The organism is Pseudoalteromonas sp. H71, assembly GCF_001468485.1.
GTDB lineage: Bacteria > Pseudomonadota > Gammaproteobacteria > Enterobacterales > Alteromonadaceae > Pseudoalteromonas.
In genome coordinates, this window is record NZ_LODI01000034.1 from 1 (window position 1) to 6,890 (window position 6,890).

General features: G+C 38.1%; 8 protein-coding genes. 4 read left to right on the forward strand and 4 right to left on the reverse strand.

All coding sequences use genetic code 11. The annotated features are described in order from the left end of the window. The 4 genes from ATS71_RS13385 to ATS71_RS19335 form a co-directional block, all read left to right on the forward strand. On the forward strand, window positions 1-472 hold a 472-nt coding region (locus tag ATS71_RS13385), incomplete at its 5' end, for a hypothetical protein (RefSeq protein ID WP_235591488.1). Next, complete coding sequence (locus tag ATS71_RS13390; protein WP_058405275.1) at window positions 472-924, forward strand: VPA1267 family protein; 453 nt, start codon at window positions 472-474, stop codon at window positions 922-924. The genes ATS71_RS13385 and ATS71_RS13390, both read left to right, overlap by 1 nt. After that, window positions 921-3,089 (forward strand): AAA family ATPase, encoded by a 2,169-nt coding sequence (locus ATS71_RS13395; protein ID WP_058405276.1) that lies wholly within the window; start codon window positions 921-923, stop codon window positions 3,087-3,089. Before ATS71_RS13390 ends, ATS71_RS13395 begins: the two co-directional genes overlap by 4 nt. A gap of 74 nt (window positions 3,090-3,163) precedes the next feature. Further along, window positions 3,164-3,298, forward strand: a complete 135-nt coding sequence (locus tag ATS71_RS19335; RefSeq protein WP_268801453.1) for a hypothetical protein — start codon at window positions 3,164-3,166, stop codon at window positions 3,296-3,298. A 251-nt stretch (window positions 3,299-3,549) separates the two neighbouring features. Here the strand turns inward: ATS71_RS19335 and ATS71_RS13400 are convergent, their stop codons facing one another. From ATS71_RS13400 to ATS71_RS13415, 4 genes are all read right to left on the reverse strand, one after another. Further along, window positions 3,550-4,938 carry a DUF2971 domain-containing protein gene (locus ATS71_RS13400; protein ID WP_235591489.1) on the reverse strand — a complete coding sequence of 463 codons (1,389 nt, stop codon included), beginning with the start codon at window positions 4,936-4,938 and terminating at the stop codon, window positions 3,550-3,552. A 69-nt stretch (window positions 4,939-5,007) separates the two neighbouring features. Then, window positions 5,008-5,214, reverse strand: coding sequence for a KTSC domain-containing protein (locus ATS71_RS13405; RefSeq protein WP_058405278.1), 207 nt, complete (start codon window positions 5,212-5,214; stop codon window positions 5,008-5,010). 9 nt (window positions 5,215-5,223) lie between these two features. Beyond that, window positions 5,224-5,511, reverse strand: a complete 288-nt coding sequence (locus tag ATS71_RS13410) for an ATP-binding protein (protein WP_152995685.1) — start codon at window positions 5,509-5,511, stop codon at window positions 5,224-5,226. 122 nt (window positions 5,512-5,633) lie between these two features. Further along, window positions 5,634-6,814, reverse strand: a protein-coding gene (locus ATS71_RS13415) for an IS3 family transposase (RefSeq protein WP_152995679.1) whose coding sequence is annotated in 2 segments (ribosomal slippage) — window positions 5,634-6,556 and window positions 6,556-6,814 — 1,182 coding nt in all. Because the reading frame shifts where the segments join, the coding sequence is not laid out codon by codon here. Between the last annotated feature and the right edge of the window lie 76 nt (window positions 6,815-6,890).

Consider the following 6,890-nt stretch of genomic DNA (forward strand, 5'->3'; position numbering starts at 1 on the left):
ATCAGATATTTTCTTTAATGGAGTTGTAGCCATGCCAAAAATTGTTGTTACTGAAGAAAATATTAGAGAAATTGTTGGTCTGATTGATACCTGGAATGGCAAGTTATCTTGGCCGTTATTGTGTGAAAAAGTAAAGGTAATGCTTGGGTTGAGTAAGGTGACAAGGCAAACCTTATCAAGCTATGACGTAATACAGAAAGCTTTTACAAATAGAAAAGAACACTTGAGAGGTGCTAAACAAATAACGCCTCCACCACAAAGTACAAATGTAGCTTTTTTACAGAATCAAGTAGATACCTTAAATGCAGAGTTAAACAGAGCTAACACTACAATAGACAAGTACAAGCAAAGGTTTGTGCTATGGCAATACAATGCATATAGGCATGGTATTCGAATAGACTCTCTAGAAGATGCACTAGAGATGCTTGAACAGCCATTGATTGAACTGAAGCGTCGCACAGGGGGTAAATAATGGCTGTAGATAAAGGGTCTAATGGTCAGCAGAAAGGGTCTGAAAATGTCATTGCATTTAAAGTGTGGCGGTCAACTCAAACTGAAGATGACTTTCGACAAATTACTCGCGGAGGACAACTCAATAGAACTGAAATTGCTAAAGCGATTGGGTGTGGTAGATCCGCGTTTACTCAAAACGAATCGTTAGGACGTGAACTTGATGAATTAGAAATAAGGCTCAGATCGCAAGGGATTTTACCCCCTTTAGTTTACGGTTCAGCTTCAGAGCTAGGCCAGCCTAAACTGTATGACAATACTCGCACAGGCAAATTAAGAGACTCTATGCGGGTAGCGACTGTTGAAGCAGAGAATATAGAACTGAAAGCAAAAGTGCGTGAATTAGAAAAAAAATTAGAGCGATTCGGTGAGTTATCCGAAACATTAGCTGAGATGGGGTTTATGCCAAGATGACAAATTCTTCCTCAAGCAAAGAAAGATTTCGTGTTACGAGTATTCCCTTTAAAACCTCAAATTTAGTTATTTTTACTGGTGTGCCCATAAGGGAGAAATCTCATAAAATAGCTAGCGGAAAATACTACGTTAGTGCCAAAGCAAAACTTGACGCTTTGCCTGTTGAACCTGCTGTTGGTCAGCATTGGGAGGTTTCGGGTATTAAAAAAATTAAACAAATAGCCGTTAGTGATTATTCAATGCAGCAGCATATGTATAATTTCCCCGATTATGCCTGTTGTGATTTGCCAGAAAATGGCGAACAGCTGATTCAGTTTATTGCAAAAGAAAAGGACTTCAAGGGAATTGGAGAAGTAGCTGCTAGAGCGCTTTGGAATAGTTTAGGAAAAGACTTCTATAGCATCGCAGCTAAAGACTCTTTAGAAAACAGAAAACGTCTCAGGGGGCTTCTGAGTGAGAATAAAATTGATAGCTTGTTCAAAGGGTATGCAAAGTATAAAAACCTAGCTCACTGCAATTGGATGTCTGAACATGGCATCCCCGCAAATGTTCAGCAACGCCTGATAAAATATCATGGCAGCGAGTCGATTGAAGCTATTAAACAAGACCCGTATATGCTTTTAGGTTTTGGCTTATCATTTGACGAAGCCGATAAGTTGGCACAAGGTAAGCTTTTTCAAGTTTCGTTAAATGACTCTCGACGATTGAGCGCGGCTGTTGAATCAGCAATTCGAAGCGATATTAGCAAAGGTAATACGTATTCTAATCAGAAGAGCTTACGTCCTAAGCTTGAAAAGCTATTACAATGCAAGGAGCTTGCTACTGAAGCATTTAAATCAGGGTACAGAAAAGCACAATATATTCTAAATACTGAAACAGGAAATTATCATCCAACAGCTCAGTTATTGATGGAGAGTGTCGTTGCTAAAAGACTTAATACACTGACAGCTAAAAATAATTTATTTGATTCTGAAGCCCAAATCGCAACTAATTTTTCTGTTGAACAGCTACCTTATTCTCTGACTGATAAACAATATGAAGCGGTTGTTACCTGCCTGAACAATTCGGTGAGTTGCATTACTGGCGGTGCAGGAACAGGCAAGACAACTGTTTTAAGAACAGCTTTAAGAGCTTATAAGCGTATAGGTTATCAAATTCATGCGGTTGCATTGAGTGGTAGAGCTGCAATGAGGCTGAAGGAGTCTATTGGGTTTCTAACTTCAACAATCGCAAAGTTATTAAGAAACCCTCCTATAGAGCCAACAGAAGAGCAACAAAATCATTTACTTGTTATTGATGAAGCTAGCATGATTGATTTACCGACGATGTATCGTTTGATAAATCATATCCATCCCTCAGTACGCATCATCTTTACTGGAGATCCCAATCAACTTCCTCCAATCGGTTGTGGAAAAGTATTAGCAGACGTTGTGGTTGCTGAAACAATAAAAAATACGATGCTGGATATTGTCAAACGCCAAGAAGGAACTACTGGGATACCTGAGTATTCGTGTTTGATTAATAACGGGGTTGTTCCCGAAAAGCTCTCAACAGGCGCGATTTTTTTTCATGAAACGACTAAAGAAGAAATTGCGAATGTATGTAGCCATTTATATCAGCGAGACCCTACAAATAGTCGTGTAATGGCACCAACTAAAGCTTTGGTAAAACAAGTTAATGAACTCACTCAGCGATCCGTAAATCCGTATGGGAAAAATATGGAGTTTAACTTACGCGGTGAGAGGTTCTTCATGAACTTGAAAAAGGGGGATGCTATTTTGTTTACACAAAACATGTACGAGAAAGGCGTACAGAATGGGTCTTTAGGAGTGTTATCAAAGGTTCACTCAACCGATGAAAACTACGGTGAGGTTACCCTCGATACAGGAGAAAAAATAGAAGTTACGCAATCACTATTGGATTGTATGGAGCTAGGTTATGCTATCACACTTCATAAAGCTCAAGGTTCTCAATTTCCTAAAGTTATTATTGCTTTGCAGAAAGGAAAGATCGTTGATAGAGCCTGGCTTTACACAGCAATAACAAGAGCCGAAAGTGAAGTTCATATTGTTGGCGATAGCTGCACATTTGAAAGTATCGTAACTCAGCCGAGCCACAGCCATAAAAGAAGAAGTTTCTTAAATGAATTACTCATTGCAAGTTGAATTAGGTTATTAGACTTCTTGTTATTGAAGCAGTGAGCAGGTAATTTTGACTAAAACACATTGGTATACGATTTATGACGATTGGTACTTATATTTTGCTCGCAGCTATTATTACGTTTATCTGTTTGATACATGCTTATTACACTCTTACTGTAAGAAGCGTAGAAGAAATGGATAAGTTCGACAGTGATAAGAATCAAGAAAAATAAAGCGTGATATGTCACTAGAAATTCTTCGGCTAATCCATGCAATTATTGTAACCATCGCTGTCATTTACGTTGTAATTAGAGAGCAATAAATAACCTTTTTACTACTTGAGTGGTTAGTATTTAGCTACTTACGAATTAGGGAGAAATGTTTAGTCACAATCCCTGAGGTTAAAGGTTCTCTTAGAGTGTATGCCGATTTTACTGATCTGAAAAGGGGTGAACCGAGTCGGTGCACCCTTTGCCGACACATGCTAGCTAGGCACTAATTCATTGATCACTTGTCTAGCTTTAGGGTGCCCCATTAGTCTAGCTGTATTCAAAAATAATTTTGCTTCAGCTATATCTCCTCCAGTCTTTATAATTTCAAGACCTAAATTAAAAGGTATACTTGAATCATTGTGTTCTAATTCATTTGCTCTTCTGAGCAGCTGGATAGCCTCTAAATTACGATTTAATGCACTTAAAGCACAACTTTGTTGATATAAGTTTTCTGGATTATTTGGAAAGAGCACATCTAACTTCTGAAACATAATTAGAGCCTCTTCATGTTGCCCACTAAACCCAAATGCCACACCTTTTAAGTTTAACAAGTGGGGGGCATCGGGGGAGTCTTTGAGATTATTATTTAATTGATATAGTGCTTCTTCAATATCTCCTTTTTTAATTAAACCCATTACTTCATGACTGAATTGTTCAATACTTAACCTCTTAACTTTATTGCCATTATTATTAAAATGCTCAGTTTCTAAAGGCATTAATGGAATTGTTTTTGACTGCTTATAAGGAACTCTTTCAATTTCATTACTACCAGGTTTAACCTTAATCTCATAAAGAAGAACTTCATTTGGAACGTTTCTTTCAGCCAAATCGATATAGTGTTGACGACGCTTTTCTGGGCATTTTAGACCAAATACAATTTCAGATAATCTTCCAGGCCAAGGAAACTCTCCGCCAATGGGTTCAATATAACGCCACTCCTTCTCATAAGACCAACAAGTAGGTTTTGAGCTAATAGCCGCCCGAAAAGTATCATCAGCAAATGACAATTGGTATGAAGATGCGAACATGTTTCCTGATTCAGCGATACTAAAGGCCATTTCAGATTGAAATCCTTTAGGTGACATTTCTGGAATAGAGTCCGAATAACTGACAGGAAGGCAATGTTCGGAGTTATCTAACTTACTTCCTTTTGTAGCACTGAGTCCAATACAAATACCTTTATGATCTACTGTGTAGTGTGCCCATAGTAATTGAATCAAAGAGCAAGTAGACATACTAAATATGCCAACCTTATTTAATTGTTTATCGATATTTGAGAAAAAATTATCGCAATTTGAAGGTGGGTAACCATTGATACTAATCATGGTTTTTTTGTAAAACTCATAACTTGAATCTAGATCTTTCTTTTTTGATAGCTTTTCTAATATTTTTTTAGTTTTATTGGGTGATAACCCGAAAAATGGAGACTTACTTTCAATAGCTCGGTGTGCAGCAAGTGCAAAGCCTGCAACCCCAGCAGATTTCATTTCAACAATTTTATCATCGATCCACTCTTTACCTATTTCTTGTAAGGAGCATTCAAATGGATCATTTAGTGCATCAGCAGTAGATAGATGGACCTTACCTGTTGTAAAGATCATTTCTGTATATTCGGAGTCACTTCTGTATTTATAAAACACTAATTATTATCCTTGATTAATTAGTTCTAATTAAATTTGGCAATAGTTAAAGTTATCTTTTATGTTGTTGTGTAGGTAAGAACCAAGAGATCCTGCATTTAAAAGTTCATCATAAATATGTTCTGGTACATCAAAATATTGATAAATTCCGCTATTAAATTCGACCTCTAGAGTTTGAGTATCAGAGTCGTACCCTACAGATATTATGTTGCTTGAATGTACAGCTAATCTTTCCATTTTGCTTTCCTATTCATCTTTTAATGGCTTTTGTTGGCGCCAAGCATTAATTAGTTTGGTGAAATCATTTGGATGATAATCACGTGACCAACTATTACTTACTTTAGGGTCATGGCTATCTGGGCATTGACCTGTTTTAGGTATTCTAAACTTAAATCTCATAGGCAGTTTAGCAGCTTCACCAGTCACAATAGCTTCACCAGTTTTTAAAATAGGCAAGCAATCTATCATGCTGGATAATCCATCAGACATTGCTGATTTTACTTGAGATCTATCTGTTGCATTGTTGATCCTCATCGCGAATAGAGTTCCGCATTGTGATAGGATAGTTTCATCAATTTCGGAGGGACGTTGACTAACTAACAATGAGCCGACACCAAACTTTCTCCCCTCTTTAGCTATCCTGCGTACTGTAGTGGTCAACTAATTTTGGCCACAGTTTTAGAATCTTGGTATCTAACCTCAGATTCATTTGGCGCTAAACCAGCATTATAATGATGTGGCCTAACGTTGTTGTAATATCCGTTGATATAATCACTCACACTATATTTAGCATCTTTAAAGTTTTCGTATCCAACCTTTGGCATCCACTCCGTTTTAAAGCTTCTAAAAAATCGCTCCATTGGCGCATTATCCCAACAATTTCCGCGCCTGCTCATACTTTGTGTAATTTTATAGCGCCATAAACGTTGGCGATATTTTAAACTTGTATAATGACTCCCCTGGTCTGAATGAAACATCAGTCCTGTCGGTTTTCCTCTGCTTTCATAAGCGAGTTCAAGCGCTTTTAGCGTTAAATTAGTATCTGGCGACAACGACATGGCCCAGCCAACTACTTTACGTGCAAATAAATCAATAACAACGGCTAAATAAGCCCAGCGATTACCTACCCAAATATACGTCACATCACCGCACCACACTGTATCTGGCTCAACAACATCAAATTGTCTATCAAGCAGGTTTGGAATTTCAAGGTGTTCATTACCACCACGTTTATATGAATGTTGAGGTACTTGGCAGCTTTCAAGCTTTAATTTAACCATTAGCTTAGCAGCACGATAACGACTCAATTCAAAATCATTGTTCGTTGCTATTGCCGCGATTGTCCGCGCCCCAGCTGAGCCGCCGCTCATTGCATGTATGGCTTTAACTTCAGCTTCTAGCCTTACTTGCTCTGGTGTAGGCGTTGTATCCCGTATAGCCCAATATTTATAGCTGCTACGATGCACATTGAATACGTTACACAGCACGCTAATTGGGTAACGCTCTCGTTGATTTAGTTTCTCAATTAACGAGAATTGTTCAGGGAGTCGGACATCAAGAGAGCGGTAGCCTTTTTTAATATATCCTTTTCTAATTCAATGCGTTGGATTTGCTTTTTAAGTTCGCGGATTTCAATTTGTTCGGGCGTCATTGGCGAAGCAGATGGTGTCTGGCCACTCCGCTCTTGCTTTAATTGAGTAACCCACTTACTGACGGTTGATTTACCCACCCCCATCGCTTTGGCTGCTTCTTCTTGAGTATAACTTTGGTCAACTACAAGCTGAGCTGTTTCTAATTTGATTGCCGCAGAATACGTTGCGCGTTTTAATTTCGTCATTTTTTCACCCAAATTTGTATGCAAAGAGCATAACATTTCTTTCTTAATGGGTGGCCAAATTAACTATGCCACTACA

Coding starts and splice junctions, on each gene's coding strand:
- ATS71_RS13410 (WP_152995685.1), bottom strand. CDS start 5,511: ATGAGGATCAACAATGCAACAGATAGATCTCAAGTAAAATCAGCAATG.
- ATS71_RS13395 (WP_058405276.1), top strand. CDS start 921: ATGACAAATTCTTCCTCAAGCAAAGAAAGATTTCGTGTTACGAGTATT.
- ATS71_RS13405 (WP_058405278.1), bottom strand. CDS start 5,214: ATGGAAAGATTAGCTGTACATTCAAGCAACATAATATCTGTAGGGTAC.
- ATS71_RS13400 (WP_235591489.1), bottom strand. CDS start 4,938: ATGATCTTTACAACAGGTAAGGTCCATCTATCTACTGCTGATGCACTA.
- ATS71_RS19335 (WP_268801453.1), top strand. CDS start 3,164: ATGACGATTGGTACTTATATTTTGCTCGCAGCTATTATTACGTTTATC.
- ATS71_RS13390 (WP_058405275.1), top strand. CDS start 472: ATGGCTGTAGATAAAGGGTCTAATGGTCAGCAGAAAGGGTCTGAAAAT.